Consider the following 22,640-nt stretch of genomic DNA (forward strand, 5'->3'; position numbering starts at 1 on the left):
AGTGCGATTGAAAGCAGACTGGAAACAGGGCCCTTGCGGGCCCTTTTTTGTTGCGACCACACTGTTCTACGAATTTTGATATCGTGCGGCAGTTAAGAGCAAAATATTCCTGAAAAGCCCCGTTGTGGAAAAATGCGCTTTCCGCTATTCCCATCAGTGGGCCACGTCTCCCCACCGAGACGCGTGCTATCTGAGAGGATAGAAACAACATGACGACGATTGCGAAGCCGGTAGTTCGCCCGGCTAACCCTAATTTTTCATCCGGTCCCTGTGCAAAACGTCCCGGCTGGTCGCTCGACGCGCTGGTCGATGCCGCTCTTGGCCGTTCGCATCGCGCGAAAATCGGCAAGACCAAGCTGAAGGACGCCATCGACCTTACCCGCGAAATCCTGCAGGTGCCTGCCGATTACCGTATCGGCATCGTTCCGGCATCCGATACCGGCGCTGTGGAAATGGCGCTGTGGTCCATGCTCGGCGCGCGTGGCGTCGATATGGTCGCGTGGGAAAGCTTCGGCGCGGGCTGGGTTACGGATGTGACCAAGCAGCTCAAGCTCGAAGATGTGCGCACTTTTGTGGCGCCTTACGGCGAGATTGTCGATTTTTCGCAGGTCGATTTCGACCGCGATGTCGTCTTCACCTGGAACGGCACAACGTCGGGCGCGCGCGTACCGAACGCCGATTTCATCCCGGCCGATCGCAAGGGTCTGACCTTCTGTGATGCCACCTCTGCGGCTTTCGCGCAGCGTCTGGATTTCGCGAAGCTCGACGTCGTGACCTTCTCCTGGCAGAAGGTTCTGGGCGGCGAGGGCGCACATGGCATGCTGATCCTCAGCCCCCGCGCCGTGGAACGTCTGGAAAGCTACAAGCCTGCATGGCCGCTGCCCAAGATTTTCCGCATGACTTCCGGCGGCAAGCTGATCGAAGGCATCTTCGTCGGCGAAACCATCAACACGCCGTCCATGCTCTGCGTGGAAGACTATCTCGACGCGCTTAACTGGGCGAAGTCGATTGGCGGCCTTGATGGTCTGGTCGGACGAGCCGACAGCAATTTTGCCGTTCTGGATGCTTTCGTGGCCAAAACGCCATGGATCGCCAATCTGGCCGCGAAGCCGGAAAACCGTTCCAACACCTCCGTTTGCCTGACCATCGTCGATCCGGAAGTGACCGCACTTTCTGCCGAAGCTCAGGCTGCTTTCGCCAAGGGCATGGTTACGGCGCTGGAAAAGGAAGGCGTCGCCTATGACATCGGCGCTTATCGCGATGCGCCTTCGGGCCTGCGTATCTGGGCCGGTGCGACGGTTGAGACGTCAGATCTGGAAGCACTGACCCATTGGCTCGACTGGGCTTTTGAAGCGCAGAAAGCTGCACTCAAGGCTGCTGCCTGAGGCGCGTTCCTGTTAAGCCGTGGCCATTCGTTGGGCCACGGCCCGCATTCCCAAAATATTTGCAGCATTTCGCATGAGCCCAATGCGGTGCCTATCTGCAAGCTCACGGTTTGAAATGCTTGGTCAGGAATTGTTTGAAGGAGGCCCCAATGGCACCTCGCGTTCTCGTATCCGATAAGCTTTCGCCCACTGCCGTCCAGATTTTCAAGGATCGCGGTGTTGAAGTCGATTACTTGCCCGATCTCGGCAAGGATAAGGAAAAGCTCCTCGAAGTTATCGGCCAGTATGATGGTCTGGCAATTCGTTCGGCCACTAAGGTCACGGAAAAGCTGATCGCCGCTGCTAAAAATCTCAAGGTTGTCGGTCGCGCCGGTATCGGCGTGGACAATGTTGATATCCCGGCTGCTTCGCGTCGCGGTATCATCGTGATGAATACGCCTTTCGGCAATTCGATCACCACAGCGGAACATGCCATTGCGCTGATGTTCGCCGTGGCGCGTCAGTTGCCGGAAGCCGACACTTCCACCCGCGCCGGCAAGTGGGAAAAGAACCGCTTCATGGGCGTGGAAATCACCGGCAAGACGCTCGGTGTCGTCGGTTGCGGCAATATCGGTTCGATTGTCGCCACGCGCGGCATTGGCCTCAAGATGCATGTGGTGGCTTTCGATCCGTTCCTGTCCGAAGCCCGTGCGCAGGAACTGGGCGTTGAGAAAGTGGAACTGGACGAGCTGCTTGCCCGCGCCGATTTCATCACGCTGCACACGCCACTCACCGACAAGACCCGCAATCTCATCAATGCGGAAAGCCTTGCCAAAACCAAGCCGGGCGTCCGTATCATCAATTGCGCGCGCGGTGGTCTGATCGTTGAAAAGGACCTCATTGCCGCATTGAAGTCCGGTCACGTGGCCGGTGCCGGTATCGATGTTTACGAAACCGAGCCCGCGACGGAGAATGAGCTTTTCACCCTGCCGAATGTCGTCTGCACGCCGCATCTGGGGGCTTCGACCTCGGAAGCGCAGGAAAATGTCGCGCTTCAGGTGGCCGAACAAATGTCGGACTATCTCACCAAGGGTGCGGTTTCCAACGCCATCAACATGCCGTCGATCACGGCGGAAGAAGCGCCGCGCCTACGGCCTTTCGTCAAGCTGGCGGAAGTTCTCGGTGCTTTTGTCGGTCAGGTGACGGATGAACCGATCGAGGAAGTGGAAGTGCTGTTCGACGGTTCCACCTCCGCCATGAACACCCGCGCTTTGCTGAGTGCGGCTCTGGCCGGTCTCATTCGCCCGCAGGTCGCCGATGTCAACATGGTTTCGGCGCCGATCATGGTGAAGGAGCGCGGCATCATCGTTTCGGAAGTGAAGCGCGACAAGTCCGGCATTTTCGACGGCTATATCAAGCTGACCGTCCGCACGACGCTGCGCGAGCGCTCCATCGCCGGAACCTGCTTCTCGGATGGCAAGCCGCGCTTTATCCAGATCAAGGGAATCAACCTCGATGCCGAGGTCGGTCCGCACATGCTCTACGTCACCAACAAGGACGTTCCGGGCATGATCGGCCTGCTCGGCACGATCTGCGGCAAGCACAATATCAATATCGCAAATTTCTCGCTTGGACGCGATCATCCCGGTGGCGACGCCATTGCCATGCTCTATGTGGATGAACAGATTCCGCAGGCAGCACTTGACGAACTGATAGCTCAGGAGGCAATCAGAGCGGCAACACCGCTTGAGTTCAACGTCGGAGAAGTTTGAAAACATGACTGAAGAGATGGCACAGCCGGAATGGCGGCGCATGCACGAGCAGGATATCGAGCGCGTGACTGTGGTAGCCAATGTGGTCCATCTCGACTTTTTTCGAGGATGAAGCGGTCTTCCGGGACCGCTTCAAGCTCTATCCGGCGGGTTGTTTCGTCTATGCCCGTGACAATGACATTCTGGGTTATGGCATCAGCCATCCCTGGAAACTCGATACGGTGCCCGCGCTGAATTCGGTTCTCGGCGAACTGCCGGAAGACACCAGCACCTACTATATCCACGATATTGCGCTTTTGCCCGCCGCCCGCTCCGCCGGTGCCGCCACGCGCGTGCTGGAACTGATGGCCGCCCAGGCCGAAACAGACGGCTTTTTCACCATGTCATTGGTGGCCGTGAATAACTCCGAAGGTTTCTGGGAAAAGAAGGGCTTCGTCTCCCGCGACCTGCCAGCACTGGAAGAAAAGCTGAAAAGCTACTCTGATGATGCCGTCTATATGGTTCGCGCAGGCTAGCTCGCAGATATTCCGCTTCTGACGGTCTGCAAATGGCGTGATTTTTCGCTTCCGGTGCTCATGTACCCAAAAGTACATTCCGCTCCGGTTCTCCAATCCCACCATTTTCGCCTCGTCATAAACGGAATCTCAAGCGACCTAAGCGCCTCTTCTGTCCACCGTGCTCGCAAAAATCGTGATTTTTTTTGCACGAAAGAGTCGCGCAAGCGGGATTCAGTCTGTATAGAGACGAGGGATCAGCACCCCGTGAACCTTTCGGGGAAGCTTGCGATCCTTGGGTTGTTAAAGGCCAATAGTTAGTTTTACGCATTTCCGAACGCAAAACCGCTTCACACTTTTGCTGGAAATGCTTCATGCCGACCGAGGAGTTTTCTTAAATGGCAAATGTGGTTGTCGTCGGGTCGCAATGGGGCGACGAGGGCAAGGGTAAGATCGTGGACTGGCTGTCCGAACGCGCCGATGTCATCGTGCGCTATCAGGGCGGTCACAATGCCGGTCATACGCTTGTTATCGATGGCGTCAGCTACAAGCTTTCGCTGCTGCCATCGGGGCTGGTGCGCGGCAAGCTCAGCGTCATCGGCAACGGCGTCGTCGTCGATCCGCACCATTTCGTCTCTGAAGTCGCGAAGCTGCGCGCACAGGGCATCGAGATTTCTCCCGACGTTCTGCGCATTGCCGAAAACGCGCCGCTCATTCTGTCGATCCACCGCGACCTCGACGCCATGCGCGAAGGCTCCAATTCGGGTCTCAAGATCGGCACCACCAAGCGCGGTATCGGCCCTGCCTACGAAGACAAGGTCGGCCGTCGCGCCATCCGTGTCATCGATCTGGCCGAACCGGAAACGCTGGAGCCCAAGGTCGAGCGCCTGCTGTCGCACCACAATCTGCTGCGTCGCGGTATGGGCCTTGAGGAAATCGCCGTTGAGACGATCCTCAAGGAACTGACCTCGGTTGCCGATGAAATCCTGCCTTATATCGATCAGGTGTGGCGTGTGCTCGACGAGCGTCGCAAGGCTGGTGACCGTATCCTGTTCGAAGGTGCGCAGGGCGCTCTGCTCGACAACGACCACGGCACCTATCCGTTCGTGACCTCGTCGAACACCGTTGCCGGTCAGGCTGCTGCCGGTTCGGGCCTTGGCCCGACGGCTATCGGCTATGTGCTGGGCATCACCAAGGCTTACACGACCCGCGTTGGCGAAGGTCCGTTCCCGACGGAACTCCACGACGAAATCGGCGAATTCCTTGGCACCAAGGGCCATGAATTCGGCGTGGTGACAGGCCGCAAGCGCCGCTGCGGTTGGTTCGATGCCGTGATCGTGCGTCAGACGGTTCGCACTTCCGGCATTACCGGCATCGCGCTGACCAAGCTCGACGTTCTTGACGGTCTGGACGAAATCAAGATCTGCGTTGCCTACGAACTCGACGGCAAGCGCATCGACTATCTGCCGTCCTCGATGGGCGCGCAGGCTCGCGTCAAGCCGATCTATGAAACGCTGCCGGGCTGGTCGGAAACGACCGCAGGCGCCCGTTCCTGGAACGATCTTCCGGCGCAGGCCGTCAAATATGTTCGCCATATCGAAGAACTGATCGGCGCTCCGGTGGCCATGCTGTCCACCAGCCCGGAACGCGAGGACACCATCCTCGTCACCGATCCTTTCCAGGATTGATCATTTCAAGGTGGCGTATTGATCAACCCGAAGCAGTTTTGCATAAACTGCTTCGGGTTTTCAGTTTTTGAGCATTGCAGTGGTGTCCGGTGGTTCAGATTGGCCAGAAAATGCCCGAAGCTTCGTCAAATCTGCCGCTATTTCGCCTCATCGTTTTGAAAAGCTTCGCTTAATTACTGCCAGACACTTTGCTTTCCCTTGATTATTGTGATTATTGGGACATTTAATTGCATCCAGTGCTTGTGGTATCTGAACGGGCGATAAACCGGGTAAGACGGAATGGCGGATTTTGTAGCTGTACTGAAAAAGACGATCGATGCGCAGGCGGACAAATCGCCTGAATTACGCCAGCGCGTTTACGCGAAGGCGCGCGCGACGATCGAGCAGAAGCTTGTGACGGCAAATGCCTCGCAGGCTGTGGCGGTACGCCAGCGCAATATTCTTGAAGATGCGATTGCCGAAGTCGAAGCCTTTTATGCGCCGCCGGCGGCTGCGGCGGCACCCGATCCGGTCAATGATGCGCTCGAAGATTTTCTGCAGGAAGCGGATCAGGGCGTAAGCGCCACACGCGCTCACCATGACGACGATGACGACGCCGCTTTTTCTGCCGCACCAGCTGCGGAGCGTCACGACCATGTGTCGGAACCGGACGAAGATGCGTCGTTCAGCGCGGATCGCAGCGGCGACTGGAAGATCGACCGCGCCAAGGAAAAGGCGCAGGCGCGCCGCAGCGAATATATCGAGCGCAGCGCCGTCAAGGAAAAGCGCTCCTATAAGGGGCTGATTGCCGGTCTCGTCGCTCTGCTCGTTCTGGGCGGCGCGGGTTACGGCGTCTGGACCAACAAAGACAAGATTCAGGAACTCGCATCGAGCCTCGGTCGCAACGATGCGCCGTCCACGCCTGCCAGCGGCGACGCGGGCACGACGACGCCGCCTCCCGCCGAGAACCACACGGCAGATCAACAAACCACGCTACCGCCGGAACATCAGGCTCAACCACCGGCTGGCGAGCAGAAGCTCACCCAGCGTTTGATGCCGGATGGCAGCGAAACCGATGAAGGTCCCGCTGGCGGCGCGCCGGGTCTCGGCGAAGGCAAATCCACGGCAGCATCAACGCCGTCTGGCTCGCAGGCGACACCGGGCGAGCAGCCACCGGCCTCGCAGCAGGCTGTGGCCGTCGGTCAGCAGGCGCTGCTTTATGAAGAGCGTGGCGGCACCGAATCCGGTTCTGTGGAAAAGGGCAATGTCGTCTGGTCGGTCATTCAGGAAAGTCCGGGTGACGGTCAGCCGGAAGAACCGGCGGTCCGTGGCACGGTGACGATGCCGACGAGCAATCTTCAGCTGAAAATGACGATCCGCAAGAATACGGATCAGTCCATCCCCGCCAGCCATTTGATCGAGATGGTGTTCACCGTTCCCGATGGCTTCACCGGCGGCGTGATCGACAATGTTCAGCGCATCACCTTCAAGGATACAGAGCAGGCAGCGGGTAACCCGCTGATCGCGGTTCCGTCCAAGATTGCGGATAATTTCTTCATCATCTGGCTCAACGATGCCCGCACGGCACAGGATACCAACCTGTCGCTGATGCGCCGTCTGCAATGGATCGATATTCCGGTTTCCTATCGTAACGGTCGCCGTGCGCTGATCAGCCTTGAAAAGGGCGTTCCGGGCGAGAAAGCCTTCACCGACGTTCTGGGCGCTAACTAAAGCACCGTTATTGCAATGAAAAAAGGCCGCGCGAGCGGCTCTTTTGTTTGCAGAAATCTCTGCGTTATTTCTTGTTCTTTTCCGTGAAAGCCCTGATGGCTGCGGCAACTTCATTCTGTGCTGTTTCAGCGGTATCAAAGCCACCCAGTTCCACGACCTTGCGGCCTTCCGGCAGCTGCTTGTAGACGCGGAAGAAGGCTTCCAGACGCTGCTGCTCAATCTTCGGCAGGTCGGCGACTTCCTTGATGTTGTCGTAGGTCGGATCGATATCGGAAGCCGGAACGGCGACGATCTTGTCGTCCTTTTCGCCGCCATCGATCATCTTCAACACGCCGATCGGGCGAACCTTGATGATGGCGCCCGGTACGATCGGCTCGCGCGTGTAGACAAGCGCATCGAGCGGATCGCCGTCGCCGGCCAGCGTGCTGGTGATCGAGCCATAATTGGCCGGATAGATGACCGGCATCGACTGGTAGCGGTCAACGACGATATGACCGGTCTTGTCGTCTATTTCGTATTTGGTGAAGCTGCCCTGTGGAATTTCGATGGCCGTGAAGAATTCCTTCCCATCCTGTTCCTTCTGCGGATAGTCGAGATAGGAAACATAGTCGGAAGCAGATGCGGCAGTAGCAGCGGTCAGCGCAAGAGCTGCGGCGAGCAGGAGCTTTTTCATGGGATGTCCTTTAGGCATCGGTGAAACACGCTTTGTGCCTAAAGGCCTACCATTGCAGTTATTTGAAGCTTTTATTGCGGTTGGATGACGGTTCCGCGAGAAAGCGTCTGCGATATTCCGCCGGGCTGATGCCGATCTTCTGTCGGAAATGGTGGCGCAGCGTGTAGGCGCTGCCAAAGCCCACGGAAGCGGCGATATCGTCCACACTGGCCGGGGTCTGGCAGAGCAGTTGCTTGGCGGTCGTCACCCGTTCGGCAACCAGCCATTCGCCGGGCGTGGTCGCGGTCGCTTCCGCAAAACGCCGCAGAAAAGTGCGGGCGCTCATGCGGCTCTCGCTGGCCATTCGTTCGATGGTCCATTCAGAGCCGAGATTGCTTCTGATCCGATCGAGGAGGGGGCTGATTTCGGCGCCTTCGCGTTTGGCGACCGGCCTTTCGAGAAACTGCGCCTGTCCGCCGGTGCGGTGCGCTGGCATGACCAGACGGCGGGCGACGGAATTGGCCGCCACCGGACCAAAGTCCTGCCGCACGATTTCGATCAGCAAGTCTATTCCCGCAGCACTACCCGCAGAGGTCAAAATACGATCATGCTCCCGATAGAGCGATGCGTCATCGACCGCAATGTCAGGGTGTCTGGCGCGCAGGGCCTCCGCATAGCGCCAATGGGTCGTGGCCTCACCTCCATCAAGCAGACCTGTCGCTGCCAGAACAAATGCGCCGGAACAGATCGAAGCCAGCCGTGCGCCGCGCCGGTGCGCGCGCCGCAGTCTTTGGCAGATCGCTTCGGGCACGGGAATATCGGCGCCTTTCCAGCCCGGCACGATGATGATGTCAGCCTCATCGATCAGTTCCGGCCCATGGTCCGGGGTGATGACGAAACCGCCATGCGCGCGCAATGGGCCATCCTCAATCGGGCAGCTGGCAAAGCGATACCAGTCCGGCCCCATTTCCGGGCGGGGCAGACCGAAGATTTCTGCCACGATGCCGAATTCGAACGTGCAGAGTCCATCGTAAAGAAGGGCGACGACCAGCGGGCCGGCGGTTTGGGGCGTCTGTTTTGTCATGATCTTTACGTATATTGTCAATCTCGCCAATTGCAAGCGCGATGATGTTCAGGCGAAAAGAATGGCGAACATCACAACAGGAGATCGCCATGACCATTGCGTTGAAGACCCCGGCCAAATCCGCCGTGACAGCCATTGAAGCCGCGCCAAGTGCTTTGGCGCGCGACCATTTTGCAGCGCAATTCGCTTTCGAGACGGATTGCTGGGATGTGCATGATGCGCTTTCGAAGGGGGCCGATTTTGTGCTTCTCGATGTGCGCAGCCCAAGCCAGTTTGCAAAAGGGCATGTGCCGGGCGCGATCAATCTGCCGCACGGCAAGATCATCGGCTCGAAAATGGCAAAATGGCCGGAAGAGACAGTGTTTGTCACATATTGCGCGGGGCCGCATTGCAATGGTGCGGCGCGTGGCGCCTTGCGGCTCGCCGATCTCGGCAGGCCGGTCAAGCTCATGGCTGGCGGGATAACCGGCTGGATCGATGAGGGTTTTGAGCTGGAAACCGGGGAGGCGGCAGAATAGCCGTGCCCATAAACAAATCTGCCGCAGGGCGCTTCACGCATCCTGCGGCAGAAAAAAGTGCTTAAGGTTTAAGCCCTTACGCGTGCGCTTCCTCGACGTGGTTCAGCGCCTTTTGCTGCTTGAATGCGGCAGCCTTGACGGCAGCCTGCACCTTTTCAAAGGCGCGCACTTCGATCTGGCGCACGCGCTCGCGGCTGATACCGAACTCGCTGGACAGGTCTTCCAGCGTCATCGGATCGTCGGAAAGACGGCGGGCTTCGAAGATACGACGCTCGCGATCATTCAGCGTGTCCATGGCCTGTTCAAGCATCGAGCGGCGGTTTTCCAGCTCGTCCTGTTCGATCAGAACCTGTTCCTGGCTGTTGCTGTCATCGACCAGCCAGTCCTGCCATTCGCCGGATTCACCTTCGCTTGCACGCAGCGGCGCATTGAGCGAGGCGTCACCCGACAGACGGCGGTTCATGGAAACCACTTCGTCCTCACTGACATTCAACTTGGTCGCGATCTGCTTGACCTGATCCGGACGGAGATCGCCATCGTCGAGCGCCTGAATCTTGCTCTTCATCTTGCGCAGATTGAAGAACAGACGCTTCTGGTTGGCGGTCGTGCCCATCTTCACAAGGCTCCACGAACGCAGGATATATTCCTGGATCGAAGCCTTGATCCACCACATGGCATAGGTCGCAAGACGGAACCCGCGTTCCGGCTCGAAACGCTTGACGGCCTGCATCAGGCCGACATTGCCTTCGGAAATGACTTCGCCGATCGGCAGGCCATAACCGCGATAGCCCATGGCAATCTTCGCCACGAGACGCAGATGGCTCGTCACCAGCTTGTGAGCGGCTTTCGGATCCGTATGTTCATGATAACGCTTGGCCAGCATATATTCTTCCTGCGGCTCAAGCATCGGAAAACGGCGGATTTCTTCCAGATAACGGGTAAGGCCACCGTCACCGGACGTAATGCTCGGGAGATTCATTTGGGCCATAGAGCACCCTCCTTTATAATTTCAGGTTCCCATTTGGCGAACCTGTCGCGGGGGGCTGCCTCCTGCACTTCCCTCACGCGAGCCTCCATATATAGGCATGATTTTGGCGAAAACACGATCCTTTAACTCATGAAACAATCTGTCACTGCAATGTGAACGCTGATCTGCGTGAAAAGTTGCAGAAAGCGTTTGTAAAGCACAGCGGATCGGACTGTTCCCGATGATCCAGGCGCAGTTTTCGAAGTAACTGCACCCGGAACGACAATGGTTCGGTCCTACCCATGCGCTTCAAAAGCTATGTTTACATGCGACGCGAGGCAGGGGAGAACCGGAAGACCTGACAGTATTATATGGAGTGCGCGCGGAAATTTTCCAGTAGGTGCTCCATATCTTCGGGCACGGGCGCTTCAAAACGCATCAAGTCATCGGTTGCGGGATGCGTGAAGGCCAGAAGCCAGGCGTGGAGCGCCTGTCTGTGAAAGCCGTTTACAGCTTCCTTCAGCGGTTCCGGCAGCTTGTTCGCTTTGGTTTTATAGGCGCTGCCATAATCCATGTCGCCGACCAGCGGATGACCGATATGGGCCATATGCACGCGGATCTGGTGTGTGCGACCGGTTTCAAGACGGCATTCCACCAGAGACGCCAAAGCTGTGGCATCCTCGCGGGGGCCGAATTTTTCCACCGTCGCATAATGGGTGACAGCGTGGCGCGCATCTTCGCGCTCCTCATTCAACACGGCCTGCTTCGTGCGGTCGCGATGCGAGCGCCCGAGATGCGCATCGATGACGCCTTGCGGGCGCTCGGTCATGCCCCAGACGAGGGCGAGATAAGCGCGCTCCAGATCGCCAGTGCGGCCATGATCTGCAAATTGTTCGCTCAAATGCCGGTGCGAACGGTCGTTCTTGGCCACCACCATGACGCCGCTCGTATCCTTGTCGAGACGATGAACAATGCCCGGACGGCGGATTCCGCCTATGCCGGACAAGCTATCGCCACAATGATATATAAGGGCATTGACAAGCGTTCCCGTCCAGTTGCCGTTGCCAGGGTGAACGACAAGGCCAGCAGGCTTGTTGATCACGATGAGATCATCGTCCTCGTAAAGAATATCGAGGGGAATGTTCTCGCCTTGCGGTTCGGCAGGTTCAGGCTCGGGCAGCACGATGGCAATCTTCATGCCTTCGCGTAGCTTCTGCTTGGTTTCACGAGCAGGTTCGCCGTCGATGGTCACATGACCGTCGGCAATCAGGGACTGAACGCGACTGCGGGAGAGTTCCGGCCCTAATGCTGCGGCCAGCCACTGGTCCAATCTTTTGCCCGCAGCATCAGTGTCGGCAATTAGTTCTTTCAATTGTCTCTTCCCTTCGTTATCACGCGCCACGGGTGCATGAACCGGAGTCATTTAATGCAGGATCCACACTATCCGCGATACCAGAATCAGCAGGATTCAGGATATCAGGACTATCAGCAGGGCTATTATCAGGACGAACAACCGTCCGAGCCTGTGCTTGATCCGGCAATGGAACGTGTGCGCCGCAAGATGATCCGGCTTCTGGCCGTTTCCATCGGCGTTATGCTGATCGGTCTTATGGCCGTGCTCGCCGCTGTTGTCTACAAGATCAATCGCGCGCCCGAAACCCCTGCCACGCAGGAAGCCCGTTCGGATATTCCGGGCCAGACCGCAGCGCAGCCTGTAAAACCGGAACCGCCGAAGCTGATCGAGTCGCAGATCAACCTCGTGCCCGGCACCCGCCTTCTGTCGCAAAGCCTGTCCGGCAATCAGCTTTCTCTCGAAACGCTGCTGCCCGATGGCGGTACCGAACTCATCATCTATGATTATCGCGAATCCCGCGTGGTCGGGCGCATCAAACTCGGCAGCGTCGAGTAAGATCGGGCTGTCTATCAATGCAAAAAGGGCGGCTGGAGCCGCCTTTTTTATATTCCCGGATTGCGCTTTTCTGTAAGGGCGATTATATCAGCCAGCAATAGACCCTATGCGCCCATCGTCTAGCGGTCAGGACGGCGCCCTCTCACGGCGCAAACAGGGGTTCGATTCCCCTTGGGCGTACCATTGATTTCCAGCACATTTTTTCGATGGCTCATAAACCGTGGTTATCCCTTGCCGCGCAGTTCTTCGACAACCAGCAATAGGACGGCTGGTAACCATCACGAAAAACGCCGTCAGCCCAACATTGAACCAGTCCATGGAAGCCCCCCCAACACCCATTCGGCCCCCCGAACCGTCCGCCCTATTTAAATTGAACGTCGAGATGTTGATTCAGTTAGTGGTTTTTACAGAGAGAACCAGTGGAGATATTGGCTAAAGCGCTTTTGAATAGACGAAAAACCCCGCCTGTGGCGGGGTAAAAGAGCAGAGGGGAATAGAACAGATGCTTTTAATTATTCCGGGCACCCCTTGTTGGGTTGAAGCTCAACACCCCTTTCACCAACGACCAAACACATTTTGGTATGCGATATACAATGTCCTGGTAATGAACTGCCTGGGCAAACGACGCCTAGTTCCTGAGCAGTAGCGTTGGAAATCAAGGTGCCTATAAGCACAGCTACGCTTAATGAGAATTGAAGAGTTGCTTTCATCTTTAAATCAACCTACAAGTTTTTATTTTAATATTATAATTTTGAAATTATATTCTTAACAATGCAAATTGCAATCGCAATAGGTTTTCCGCCAAAAACCTTTGGCAATAAATATGGCGCTTGAGAGCCTCATTTAAATCGCTGGGGAGATTGCCTCATTCCAGTTGCGAAAATTTGCAACTGGCGGCGGGAGGGTGCATAATCAGCTTATGAGCGAACGTTACAAAAAGCCCGATTACGAACAAGGAATTGCGACAGGCCGGGGTGCGCATCACGCGCCCGCGCCGCATCATCCTGAATATTCTGACTGAAACGGAAGATCATCCGGATGCTTTGGAGATTTTTCGCAGGGCGGTCGAGATCGACAGCAGCATTTCGCTTTCGACCGTTTACCGCACCATGAAGCTTTTGGAAGAGCGCGGTGCCATCCATCGTCATGCCTTTGCGGGCGGCCCGTCGCGGTTCGAACAGGCAAGCGGCGCCCATCACGACCATATCATCGATATGGATTCCGGCGAGGTCGTTGAATTCCGCTCCGACAAGATCGAAAAATTGCAGGAAGAAATCGCCCGCTCGCTCGGCTATGAGATCGTTCATCACCGTCTCGAACTTTATTGCAAAAAAATAAAATCCTGACGGAACCAAATTCCAGGGCCTGCGTTTTTGGTCCATGAAGCCCGTGACCCCGCCCCCCAACACGGTCTTCACAGTTCGCCCCAACTCCCCCAACAAGGGTGGACGGCGTGAACGCCGCGCAGACGGTTAACCGTTGTGCCAGCAGGCGTTTCGCTCTTTTTTAATAAGCCGTCATGGTTCGTCCATGACGGCTTTTATTTGGGCCGGAGTGTTGTCTGGAAATCAGGAATCGAACTGTTCGTCCGGTATGGTCAGCGAATAGACAGCGCCGGTGCCATCGATGCGGTATTGCGCCTGGCCGTTGACCGAGGCGGGGACTATGCGCTGAAGCACAGCGCTGCCGAAACGGGGATCGTGCTGATAGACCTCCGGCATGGCCGGATTGGTTTCTTCCCAGCGGAAGACCAGCTTTTCGCCTTCGTTTTCGGTGCGGACGACTTCTGCCGAAATCGCCACACGGCCATAAGGGATCGAAAGGCCACCGAATGAGGTCGCATTGACCACCAGCTCATGCAGCGCCAAACCGACATGCAAGGCGGCGCCCGGGAATAGATAGGGGTTGTCTCCTTCGAGACTGAGTCGCTCATCGGTGACGTCGATATATTTTTCCACCTGAGAATGGACAAGGTCGCGGAAAAGCGCGCCGCGCCAGTTGGAATCAGTCACCAGATCCTGTGAATAGGACAGCGACTGGATACGTCCGCGGAATTTCAGGAGAAAATCATCGATCGTGTCGGTGAAGCGCGCTGTCTGGCTGGCGATGCTCTGCACGATGGCCAGCATGTTCTTCGACCGGTGACTGACTTCGCGCAAAAGCGTTTTTAATACCTGCTCGCGGCGTTTCAGCTCGCTGATTTCCAGTGCTGTCGTCACCAGTCCGAGGAGATTGCCGCTGGTATCGCGGTCGCAATCGATATGCAGTTCGACCCAATGGAGCTTGTTGCCGTCCATGATGGAAAGTTCGACATTCTGCGCCGTCATGGTTTGAAGCGCCGTCTCTTTGGCCGATTTCAGCTTGGCGAGCGATGTGGAAACGATGAAATCCTCGTCGGTGCCGCCGGCTTTCCAGTTATTTTGCCAGTAGACGGGTAGATTTTCCCCCCCAGGCATAGGTCAGATCGGGACGCTGATAGAGCACGCAGACATTGCTGTTACGGACTGCCCGAAGGAGCGCGCGCAGACGGGCTGCATCCGGTTCGGCTTCGCGTAATGGCAGGTCTGATGCGCTCATTATAGTCTCGATAACGGTCGATTGGGCCGGATGGCGTGCGCTGACTGAAGGTCGGGACGGTGGACCCTATTTTTCTCCAGAAAGCAAACCGCCGCGCAATCTCGCGCGACGGTATGTTGTTGTTCATATCGGTAGGGCCGGTTTACGGCCAAAAACAGACCAGTTCTGAACTGGGTTTTTCTCCGCTCTATCAGGCCTTGCGGATCGCCGAGGCTATCAGCGAAATGACCAGCAAGGCTAGGAACACGAAGAACAGAATTTGGGCGATACCCGCCGATGCTCCGGCAATGCCGCCAAAGCCCAGCGCACCGGCGACAAGAGCCACGACGAGAAATACGAGCGCGTAGTAAAGCATATCCGATCTCCTCTTTTGTATATGAGGAATAAACTACTTTGCTATGCATTCGGTTCCTGCCAGCGCTTAAAAATGAGTTATTCAGGGTTGAGAGCGGGGCTTTCTCAGGTTGCAAAGCGGGAATGCACGCCGCTCCGGGAAGAGGGTTTCCCTTTCCCGGAGGCGATTACAACCGCCAAACTTGGCTGTAGCGGGCCGAACTCAGGCCGCGACTTGAGAAGCCTCTTCGAAAAACAGCGCCTGACTGATCAGGGCTTTCACCATGTCGGGATTGAACGGCTTGGTCACGAGGAAGGTCGGCTCGGGGCGTTCGCCGGTCAGCAGGCGTTCTGGAAAGGCCGTGATGAAGATGACAGGGATTGTGTCGTCTTTCAGGATTTCATTCACGGCGTCGATGCCCGAGCTGCCATCGGCAAGCTGGATATCAGCCAGAACCATCCGCGGCTTCTCTTTTTCATAGAGTGCGAGGGCCTCATCCTTGGTGCGGGCGATGCCGACGACCTCATGTCCGAGGCTTTCGACCATCTGCTCGATATCCATGGCGATCAGCGGTTCGTCTTCGATGATCATCAGGCGGGTTGCGACCTGACGCGAGATTTCCGTCGATGCGGCGGAAAGGAGACGCCCCAGTTCGCCATCGTCGACATTGAGAACCTCGGCGGCTTCCTTGTCGCTGAAGCCTTCGACGGCCACCAGCAAGAAGGCCTGACGGGGCAGCGGCGCAATATGCGCCAGATTGCGGTTTGCCCGCTGTTCCCAGCCGATCTCCGAAGATTGTTCCGGCACCCGGATCGATGCGGTCTTGTAGAGGTCGCAGAACAGGCGATAGACGCCGATGCGGTCCGACGATGTATCCGGGAAAATGCTCAGATCGGCGATCAGAGCTTCTAGCACGGCCGCCACGTAAGCATCGCCGGATGTCTGAGAACCGGTGAGGGCACGCGAAAAACGGCGAAGATAGGGAAGATGCGGCGCGATACGCGTCGATAACGTCATGGTAATGGAACTCCTCATCTGCCGCTTTGTTTTACATTCGCATGAATCCGGTTTGAACAATCGGCTCGAACCAGCTTTTGGCCAAGCGCGATCATCCGCAATCGGGCGCGGCATTACGGATGGAAACGATGCGACTTGAAAAAAGTTCCGAACTGACGGCATAATTTCTGGAACTTTTTTGGGGCTGGTGCATTCCCCGTCCAACAGAAGCTTTGTAACAAACAGGACAGGGCTCATCGCCTAGAACGATACAATATGACAGATAAAGATAACCTTCATACGAATGGCGTCGCGGCGTCGCGGCGCGTCCCGAAGGACATATTAGGACCCAATTGTGAAGTCGGATTGAAACTCAAGGCGTTATACGCCTCGATTCAAGATGAGACGATCCCGGACCGTTTTCTCGATCTTCTCGAAAAACTCGATCAGGCTGAACAGGAGAGTATGCGTGGACAGAGCACCCGTTCCGTCGGTTGATGGAAATGCCCCTCAGGAGGGCCCGCAAGGCGCGCAGTTCAAGCGAGAGCTGCTGGCGTCGCTGCCAAGCTTACGCGCATTTGCCGTGTCACTTATCGGCCAGCATGACAAGGCAGACGATTTGGTACAGGACACCATCATGAAGGCCTGGGCCAAGCAGGAAACCTTCGAGATGGGCACCAATATGAAGGCCTGGCTTTTCACCATCCTGCGCAATGAATTCTACACTCAGATGCGCAAGCGTGGGCGTGAGGTGCAGGATACGGATGGCCTGTTCAGCGAACAGCTCGCCGTGCATCCTTCGCAATATGGTATGCTGGATCTGCAGGATTTTCGCTCGGCGCTCGAGCAATTGCCCGACGATCAGCGCGAAGCGATCATTTTGATCGGCGCTTCCGGCTTTGCTTATGAAGAAGCGGCAGAGATTTGCGGCTGTGCGGTCGGTACGATCAAGAGCCGTGTCAGCCGTGCGCGGACCCGGCTTCAGGAAATCCTGAAGATCGAAGGCGAGGGCGATTACGGCCCCGATGCCGATTCGTCCCGCGTCACCTTGAGAAGTTTTGCATGAGGCTTCATGCCGCCGGATTCTTTGATCCGGCGGCATTCACCACAAGCTTAAGCAGTTTGTGTGCCATTTTGGCTTAAATGATCCGGTGCCGTCGCCCGGCGGCATTTATTTTCGCTGGTCATGACAGTTTTTTGCCCCAGAGACTTGAAGGTTAGCCGCCACTGATATTTGCTATCAGAAGTGGGTGTTCAATTTGTATTGGGGCGCGTTTTGCCATCAGTCTTGTTGCAGAAACTGCTTCAGTCTTCACCGAAACCGATTGCGGTTATCGTCTCGCTCGGACTTGTGCTTCTTTCTGCCGTGATGACGCTGTTTCTGTCCTCGAGCGTTACGCATCAGATTGTCGATATTTCCCGCAATTATGCCTTGCGCCAGCAGGTGGACAAGGTTGCCCGGCTTGCCAACAATATCGAGATGAGCCGTCGCGGCTATCTTCTGACGCTCGACGAGGCGCATCTCGATCTCTATCGCAATTCGATCCTCTCTGTTGAGCAGACATTGACCGATCTGGAGGCCCTGTCGGTCCCCAATCCGTTGCAGGATACGCGGGTAAAGCAGATTCGCGCTCTGATCGAGCGAGAAGAAGCGGATGTGCGCCAAACGGTGGAGCTTGCATCGTCGGGCAATGTCGCAGCAGCGATGCAGCGGGTGCGCAGCGACGAAGGCAAGGCGTTGATGGACCAGCTGTCCACCACCGTGTCGGACTTTATCGATGTGGAAGAAAAGCAGCTTGCCGAACGGAACGAGCGCATCAACCGGATGCGCTACTGGATGACGGCCACCTCCATCGTGGCGCTGGCTTCGGCGGCGATGCTGGGCTTACTGCTTTTCAGCCGCGTGCAGCGTTATGCGCGCACCATGTTCGAAGGGCAGTCGGCGCTGCGCTCTGAAAACGAGTTTCTTGAACAGCGGGTGCGCGAACGCACAGCCGAGCTGGAGGAGGAGCGCCGCATTGCGGAGCGTGAGCGTTATCGCGTCGAGCTTCTGCTACAGGACACCAATCACCGTATCGGTAATTCTCTGGCGACCGTCTCCTCCCTGCTGGGTTTGCAGATGCGACAGGCGCGTAGCGAGGATGCGCGTGCTGCCCTTTCGGCGGCGCGCGACCGGGTGCAGACGGTTTCGACAGCCCATCGGCGTTTGCGGCTGGGCGAAGACATGGAAACCGCCCGCGTCGACGAGTTTCTGACCACGGTTATCAACGATATCCGCAATGCCATCGGTCAGGACCGCCAGATCGAGATCGTGACGAATTTCGAGCAACTCGACCTGAAAGCCCGGGATGTGACGACCATTGGCATCATTGTCGGCGAACTTGTGACCAACGCCATCAAACATGCTTTCAAGGGGCGACCAGGCGGACAGATTTCCGTCAGTTTTCAGGCGGATGCCGATGGTGTGCCCGTTCTGGCGGTGGAAGATGATGGCGTCGGTTGGGGGACGGAAGGCGCGAAGCCGGGCGACAAGAACGGACTTGGCACGCTGGTGGTGGAACAGCTTTGCATGCAGTTCGGCGAAAAGCCGGTCTATGGTGAAGCCGTGGATCGCGCTGGCACACGCGTTTCTGTGCGCCTTGCATCGCTGGTCGATAGCACCGACGCGGCTGCGCAGTAAAGCGAAGCGCCTCCCGATGACCCATGAAAAAACACCGGAACAGGTTCCGGTGTTTTTATTTTTATAGGGCTTTTGTCAGGCTTTGGGCGGTCGCTTCTTCTTGTCTGAGAGGAGCGAAACCAGAGCAATGCCTGCAAGCGGCAGGGCGGCTGCCAGTATCGGCCGCTTGAGGATTGATGGGATCGTCGCAAGAGCGGCTGTCGCCATCATTGCCGATTTGTCGGCTGCGATCCGCTCTTTGCGCTTTTTCGCCTCTGCTGCGGCCTGTATCTTCAGCACAGCGAGAACGAGCAGCGCAAGTATCAGCGAAATGGCGGCAAGAATCAGTGCCGCAAGCGGACCGCCATAGGTCTGCGCCAAAGCCAGAAAGGCCGCGACACAGAGAAACGTGACCGTGATGATGCCGAAAATGCCAATCGCCACGCCGTAAATCGCTGCGCGTCGCGTTTGGCTGACGGTGAATCTCACTTCTTCGCCAGCCAGAGCGGACAGGATAGGGACCAGAGCTTTAAGCATGGGACGCCTCAGCGGCGGGAAAGAAGGGCGAGCAGATAGCCGATGCCAAGCGCGGTAGCGAGCGATGTAATCGGACGTTCACGAACGGTTGCCGTCAACTGCGCTTCGAGGTCCTGCGCCTTTCCGCACAATTCATCAACAACATCGCCGCCTTGCAGATAGGCGCTCTGATAGGTTTCCTTCGCGGTGCGCTTGGCGTCGCGGACGGTCTGGTTGCCGAGATTGGCGAGCGTCGCGGCGATGGCTGCGATGTCCTCCTTCAACTGCTCGACCTGCGCCTGCAAGTCTTCCGTGGTCGAATCGGTCAACGCTTCCTCGATCTTTTCTTCGATCTTGTTCGTCTTCGCGGATGCACGCGCCATATCTGGCCTCCTGTCATAACGGATTATCGTTGTAACAACGCTTTTCGTCACCAATGGTTGCACGCATTAGCCAATTGCAGCAACGCTGCGCGTCACTTCTCGTGCGTCATGGTAAACGGGCAGAGCCGTCGCAGGTGCTGGTCAGAACAAGGCGTGGTCAGACCATGTCAGACGAGGAACAGATAGGCTGCGCCTGCAATCATCAGGAAGGCAAGGCCGACATGGGCCGGTTTCAGCGCGCGCTGCGGAGCTGGCAGCGGATCATCATTGCCCGCCATGGCGGTTCTTGCCGCATGTTCGAGTGCCTGAATGTCTTTGTGCATCATGTGCATGCTCCTCCTGCCGGACCGCACGCTCCAATATTGTTGATCAGGGAGACGAACACATCCGACATGGTTATCAGGTCTGATTTGTCCGCATTATGCAACAGCTATTTATAAGGGGTTTGACAGGCCCCACCTCCCACAAAAGCTGGCAGAAAAAGGCAGTTACAACAAAACATGACTTGCATCATCATATTATTGGGGGTTAAAAAGGGTTCAACAAGCAGCGCTGCGGCGTGCGTGATGGGTCGTCCTTGGCGCCCGAGTTGAACAATCAAAAGGCGATCAAGATGACTGGTTTCTGTCGGAAAGGCTTCATGGCTGCGGCGATGGGCATTGTCTTGCTGGGCGTTGGTCCGGCATTGGCTCAAGAGGCGACACAGCCCAATCCTTCAACTGCGCCCGCAGCCACTCAACCAGCCACCCAGCCTGCGCCGGCAGCGCCTGCCCCTTCGGCCCCGCAAGCCGAGCCACAGCCCGTAATCGCTGGCCAGCCTGCCGCTGAAGAGCGCGATGCCAGCCTTCCGCATGATCTGTCGCCCTGGGGCATGTTCATGGCTGCCGACTGGATCGTGAAGGCGGTGATGATCGGTCTCGGTCTTGCCTCGCTCGCAACATGGACCATCTGGGTCGCCAAGTCGCTCGAATTGGCTGGCGCTCGCCGCCGGGCTAACAAGGCGCTGAAGACCATCGGTCATTCCGCCACGCTTTCCGAAGCCGTCCGCGCGCTTGACGGCGTCAAGGGTCCGGGCGCCATCATGGTGCGCGCCGCAGAAGACGAGGTTCGTCTCTCCAGCCCCGCACTGGCGCGGGCTGGCGGCGAGGGCCTGAAGGAACGCGTTTCGTCGCGCCTGTCCCGCATTGAAGCCAAGGCTGGCCGTCGCCTGTCCAAGGGCACCGGCATTCTCGCCACCATCGGCTCGATTGGACCATTTGTCGGTCTGTTCGGCACCGTCTGGGGCATCATGAATTCCTTCATCAACATCAGCGAAGCGCAGACGACCAATCTGGCCGTGGTAGCTCCGGGTATCGCCGAAGCGCTGCTCGCCACGGCCATCGGGCTTGTCGCCGCTATTCCGGCGGTTGTGATCTATAACGTCTTTGCCCGTGCGATCACCGGCTACCGTTCGCTTCTGGCCGATGCATCGGCAGGCGTTGAACGTCTGGTCAGCCGCGATCTGGATTTCAGGGCAGCTGGCGTGCGTGAAGGCACGCTGCACGCAGCGGAGTAGGCATCATGGCGAGTAAAGTTCGCGAAGGCGGTGGTGACGATCTCGAACTCAATCACGAGATCAACGTAACGCCCTTCATCGACGTGATGCTGGTTCTGCTCATTATCTTCATGGTGGCAGCGCCGCTTGCGACCGTGGACGTGAAGGTTGATCTGCCAGCATCGACCGCTGCCGCCGCGCCGCGTCCCGACAAGCCGCTTTATGTGACGCTGAAGGAAGATCTGAGCGTCAGCGTTGGCAATGATGTCGTGGCGCGCGAGCGTCTGGGGGCGGCACTGGATGGTCTTTCGGAGAAGAACAAGGAAACGCGCGTTTTCCTGCGCGCCGACAAAACCGTCCCTTATGAAGAGCTGATGCGCATCATGAATTCGCTGCGTGAAGCGGGCTATCTCAAGATCGCGCTGGTCGGCCTCGAAACCGTTGGCGCGGCTGCTCCCGCTGCTTCTGCGTCCCCAGCACCGGCGCCTGCTGCGCCCGGAGCGGCACAATGAACGCACTTCCGCCCGATCATCCTCCCGTGAAGGTGGCTTCTGCCGACGCCCATCATCATTCCTTCTGGCATGATGCGGGACGCTGGATCGGCGCGGGAATTCTTGTGCTGACTGTGCATGCGGCTGGTGCTTATGCAATCCACCAGATGCGGGAAGAAGAGCAGCCGTATGGCGCTGAGGTTGCGGCTATGGTAGTCGAGCTTGCGCCGGAGCCGATGGCTCCGATGGAAGAGCAGGTTGCTGATGAGGCACAGCCGGAAACGGCGGAAGCGCCGCAGGAAGTCGAGCCTGAGCCGGTCGTTCAGCCGGAACCGCAACCTGAAGAGCCAACGCCGCCAGAGCCCGAGCAGGTAACACCACCGGAACCCGAGCCGCAACCTGAGCCGGAAGTTCAGGAGAAGCCGGAAGAGATTATTCCGGATGTGGTCGAGGCTGAAAAGCCGGAAGTGGCCGTACCCATGCCGGTTGAAAAGCCGGAACCAAAGCCCGAGCCGAAGCCAGAACCCAAGAAGGTTGAAAAGCCGAAGCCTGAAAAGCCCAAGCCGCAAAAGGTTGAGAAGCCGAAGCCCAAGAAGGCGGAAAAGGCACCTGAGACCCGTCAGGCCAGTGCGCCGCGCATGGATGCCGATAACGGCCCGAAGGCGGCTGCAAACCGCCGTGGTCAGAATAACGCGTCGGCCGGTGTCAATTCGGACAAATGGAAAGCGAAGCTTTTTTCTCACCTGAATCGCAATACCCGGTACTTGCAGCGCAAAATGCGCAACGCCCGGGGTCTTGTGACGGTGACATTCGTTGTCGATCCTACCGGTACTGTCTTGTCGGCCCGTGTGGCCGGGTCGTCGGGTGACCCTGCGGTTGATCAGCTTGCACTTGAAGCGGTGCGTCGTGCGTCACCCGTACCCGCTCCGCCGCCAGCGCTCGCCGAGCCGCGCAAATCGATCAGCGTGCCGTTGATGTTCAAGTAAGTTCTC

At 57.4% G+C, this 22,640-nt stretch carries 21 protein-coding genes, 1 tRNA gene and 3 pseudogenes; 15 read left to right on the forward strand and 10 right to left on the reverse strand.

Annotated elements, in window-relative coordinates:
- Window positions 1–209 precede the first annotated feature (209 nt).
- From QLQ11_RS10715 to QLQ11_RS10735, 5 genes and pseudogenes are all read left to right on the forward strand, one after another.
- A complete protein-coding gene (locus tag QLQ11_RS10715) occupies window positions 210–1,385 on the forward strand; it encodes a phosphoserine transaminase (protein ID WP_121538556.1) in 1,176 nt (391 codons plus the stop codon).
- 149 nt (window positions 1,386–1,534) lie between these two features.
- A complete protein-coding gene (gene serA, locus QLQ11_RS10720) occupies window positions 1,535–3,136 on the forward strand; it encodes a phosphoglycerate dehydrogenase (protein WP_121538554.1) in 1,602 nt (533 codons plus the stop codon).
- A gap of 4 nt (window positions 3,137–3,140) precedes the next feature.
- Window positions 3,141–3,651, forward strand: a pseudogene (locus QLQ11_RS10725) (GNAT family N-acetyltransferase).
- Between the two features lie 377 nt (window positions 3,652–4,028).
- Window positions 4,029–5,318, forward strand: a complete 1,290-nt coding sequence (locus QLQ11_RS10730; RefSeq protein ID WP_109369738.1) for an adenylosuccinate synthase — start codon at window positions 4,029–4,031, stop codon at window positions 5,316–5,318.
- Window positions 5,319–5,597: 279 nt separating this feature from the next.
- Window positions 5,598–7,028, forward strand: coding sequence for a transcriptional regulator (locus QLQ11_RS10735; protein WP_371835874.1), 1,431 nt, complete (start codon window positions 5,598–5,600; stop codon window positions 7,026–7,028).
- A 64-nt stretch (window positions 7,029–7,092) separates the two neighbouring features.
- Here QLQ11_RS10735 and QLQ11_RS10740 read toward each other — a convergent pair whose 3' ends face one another.
- Both QLQ11_RS10740 and ftrA read right to left on the reverse strand, forming a co-directional pair.
- Window positions 7,093–7,701 (reverse strand): inorganic diphosphatase, encoded by a 609-nt coding sequence (locus tag QLQ11_RS10740; protein WP_283735948.1) that lies wholly within the window; start codon window positions 7,699–7,701, stop codon window positions 7,093–7,095.
- A gap of 58 nt (window positions 7,702–7,759) precedes the next feature.
- Window positions 7,760–8,764, reverse strand: a complete 1,005-nt coding sequence (gene ftrA, locus QLQ11_RS10745; RefSeq protein WP_121538546.1) for a transcriptional regulator FtrA — start codon at window positions 8,762–8,764, stop codon at window positions 7,760–7,762.
- An 89-nt stretch (window positions 8,765–8,853) separates the two neighbouring features.
- Here ftrA and QLQ11_RS10750 point away from each other — a divergent pair, with 89 nt between their 5' ends.
- Window positions 8,854–9,282, forward strand: a complete 429-nt coding sequence (locus tag QLQ11_RS10750) for a rhodanese-like domain-containing protein (RefSeq protein WP_121538544.1) — start codon at window positions 8,854–8,856, stop codon at window positions 9,280–9,282.
- Between the two features lie 76 nt (window positions 9,283–9,358).
- On the opposite strand, the gene rpoH is transcribed toward QLQ11_RS10750, so the two are convergent.
- Window positions 9,359–10,270 carry an RNA polymerase sigma factor RpoH gene (gene rpoH / locus QLQ11_RS10755; RefSeq protein WP_109369733.1) on the reverse strand — a complete coding sequence of 304 codons (912 nt, stop codon included), beginning with the start codon at window positions 10,268–10,270 and terminating at the stop codon, window positions 9,359–9,361.
- 346 nt (window positions 10,271–10,616) lie between these two features.
- Window positions 10,617–11,672, reverse strand: a complete 1,056-nt coding sequence (locus tag QLQ11_RS10760) for an RluA family pseudouridine synthase (protein WP_283735947.1) — start codon at window positions 11,670–11,672, stop codon at window positions 10,617–10,619.
- Window positions 11,673–11,675: 3 nt separating this feature from the next.
- On the opposite strand from QLQ11_RS10760, the gene QLQ11_RS10765 reads away from it, so the two are divergent.
- The 3 genes and pseudogenes from QLQ11_RS10765 to QLQ11_RS10775 all read left to right on the forward strand — a co-directional run bounded on the left by QLQ11_RS10765 (window position 11,676) and on the right by QLQ11_RS10775 (window position 13,504).
- Window positions 11,676–12,158, forward strand: a complete 483-nt coding sequence (locus QLQ11_RS10765; protein ID WP_109369731.1) for a hypothetical protein — start codon at window positions 11,676–11,678, stop codon at window positions 12,156–12,158.
- 108 nt (window positions 12,159–12,266) lie between these two features.
- Window positions 12,267–12,341 (forward strand) — tRNA-Glu (locus tag QLQ11_RS10770).
- A gap of 736 nt (window positions 12,342–13,077) precedes the next feature.
- A pseudogene (locus QLQ11_RS10775) lies at window positions 13,078–13,504 on the forward strand (Fur family transcriptional regulator).
- 222 nt (window positions 13,505–13,726) lie between these two features.
- Here the strand turns inward: QLQ11_RS10775 and QLQ11_RS10780 are convergent.
- From QLQ11_RS10780 to QLQ11_RS10790, 3 genes and pseudogenes are all read right to left on the reverse strand, one after another.
- Window positions 13,727–14,735 (reverse strand): annotated as a pseudogene (locus tag QLQ11_RS10780) (sensor histidine kinase).
- A gap of 190 nt (window positions 14,736–14,925) precedes the next feature.
- A complete protein-coding gene (locus QLQ11_RS10785) occupies window positions 14,926–15,090 on the reverse strand; it encodes a DUF1328 domain-containing protein (protein ID WP_006473348.1) in 165 nt (54 codons plus the stop codon).
- Window positions 15,091–15,291: 201 nt separating this feature from the next.
- Window positions 15,292–16,086 carry a response regulator gene (locus tag QLQ11_RS10790; protein WP_109369728.1) on the reverse strand — a complete coding sequence of 265 codons (795 nt, stop codon included), beginning with the start codon at window positions 16,084–16,086 and terminating at the stop codon, window positions 15,292–15,294.
- Between the two features lie 255 nt (window positions 16,087–16,341).
- Between QLQ11_RS10790 and QLQ11_RS10795 the strand changes: the two genes are divergently transcribed.
- The 3 genes from QLQ11_RS10795 (at window position 16,342) to QLQ11_RS10805 (ending at window position 18,745) form a co-directional block, all read left to right on the forward strand.
- Window positions 16,342–16,563, forward strand: coding sequence for a NepR family anti-sigma factor (locus QLQ11_RS10795; RefSeq protein ID WP_109369727.1), 222 nt, complete (start codon window positions 16,342–16,344; stop codon window positions 16,561–16,563).
- On the forward strand, window positions 16,535–17,131 hold the full coding sequence (locus QLQ11_RS10800; RefSeq protein ID WP_109369726.1) for an RNA polymerase sigma factor: 597 nt from the start codon (window positions 16,535–16,537) through the stop codon (window positions 17,129–17,131). The genes QLQ11_RS10795 and QLQ11_RS10800 overlap by 29 nt, the downstream gene beginning before the upstream one ends.
- 210 nt (window positions 17,132–17,341) lie before the next feature.
- Window positions 17,342–18,745, forward strand: a complete 1,404-nt coding sequence (locus tag QLQ11_RS10805; RefSeq protein WP_283735945.1) for a sensor histidine kinase — start codon at window positions 17,342–17,344, stop codon at window positions 18,743–18,745.
- A 75-nt stretch (window positions 18,746–18,820) separates the two neighbouring features.
- Here QLQ11_RS10805 and QLQ11_RS10810 read toward each other — a convergent pair whose 3' ends face one another.
- From QLQ11_RS10810 to QLQ11_RS10820, 3 genes are all read right to left on the reverse strand, one after another.
- The gene (locus QLQ11_RS10810) at window positions 18,821–19,261 is read right to left on the reverse strand and encodes a phage holin family protein (RefSeq protein WP_121538540.1); all 441 of its coding nucleotides are present in this window, start codon (window positions 19,259–19,261) and stop codon (window positions 18,821–18,823) included.
- 8 nt (window positions 19,262–19,269) lie between these two features.
- Window positions 19,270–19,623 (reverse strand): YqjD family protein, encoded by a 354-nt coding sequence (locus QLQ11_RS10815; RefSeq protein WP_109369724.1) that lies wholly within the window; start codon window positions 19,621–19,623, stop codon window positions 19,270–19,272.
- 167 nt (window positions 19,624–19,790) lie between these two features.
- On the reverse strand, window positions 19,791–19,949 hold the full coding sequence (locus QLQ11_RS10820; RefSeq protein ID WP_167836095.1) for a hypothetical protein: 159 nt from the start codon (window positions 19,947–19,949) through the stop codon (window positions 19,791–19,793).
- 251 nt (window positions 19,950–20,200) lie between these two features.
- On the opposite strand from QLQ11_RS10820, the gene exbB reads away from it, so the two are divergent.
- The 3 genes from exbB to QLQ11_RS10835 are packed head-to-tail and all read left to right on the forward strand — an operon-like array spanning window position 20,201 to window position 22,634.
- Window positions 20,201–21,178, forward strand: a complete 978-nt coding sequence (gene exbB / locus QLQ11_RS10825; RefSeq protein ID WP_121538538.1) for a tonB-system energizer ExbB — start codon at window positions 20,201–20,203, stop codon at window positions 21,176–21,178.
- Between the two features lie 5 nt (window positions 21,179–21,183).
- Entirely contained in the window at window positions 21,184–21,669 is a 486-nt protein-coding gene (gene exbD / locus QLQ11_RS10830) for a TonB system transport protein ExbD (protein WP_121538536.1), read from the forward strand.
- A complete protein-coding gene (locus QLQ11_RS10835; RefSeq protein ID WP_121538534.1) occupies window positions 21,666–22,634 on the forward strand; it encodes an energy transducer TonB in 969 nt (322 codons plus the stop codon). Before exbD ends, QLQ11_RS10835 begins: the two co-directional genes overlap by 4 nt.
- Window positions 22,635–22,640: the final 6 nt, after the last annotated feature.

Origin of the sequence: Ochrobactrum sp. SSR, assembly GCF_030067775.1 — a bacterium.
Taxonomy (GTDB): Bacteria; Pseudomonadota; Alphaproteobacteria; order Rhizobiales; family Rhizobiaceae; genus Brucella; species Brucella teleogrylli.